Origin of the sequence: Mycobacterium simiae (assembly GCF_008370645.1) — a bacterium.
In the GTDB taxonomy this organism is placed as follows: Bacteria; Actinomycetota; Actinomycetes; order Mycobacteriales; family Mycobacteriaceae; genus Mycobacterium; species Mycobacterium simiae_A.
On sequence record NZ_VTZN01000589.1, the window covers coordinates 1 to 340 of the forward strand.

At 64.4% G+C, this 340-nt stretch carries 1 protein-coding gene; it reads left to right on the forward strand.

Annotated features, from left to right (window positions below; all coding sequences use genetic code 11):
- The coding region (locus F0Q45_RS27020) for a beta-ketoacyl synthase N-terminal-like domain-containing protein (protein WP_306439486.1) at nt 1-340 on the forward strand (340 nt) is incomplete at both ends.

Consider the following 340-nt stretch of genomic DNA (forward strand, 5'->3'; position numbering starts at 1 on the left):
CACGGCCTGCTCGTCGTCGCTGGTCGCAATACATCAGGCGTGCATGTCGCTGCGCTCGGGCGAATGTGACTTGGCGCTAGCAGGTGGGGTGACGGTGATGGCCACTCCGGCCACGTTTGTGGGATTCTCCCGGCAGCGCGGATTGTCGAATGATGGTCGCTGCAAGGCATTTTCGGCTACCGCGGACGGAGTGGGTTGGGGCGAGGGTGCGGGTGTGGTGGTGCTGGAGCGGTTGTCGGATGCACTGCGGTTGGGTCATGAGGTGCTCGGAGTGATCCGGGGCAGTGCAGTCAATCAGGATGGGGCCTCGAATGGCATGGCCGCGCCGAATGGACCCTCG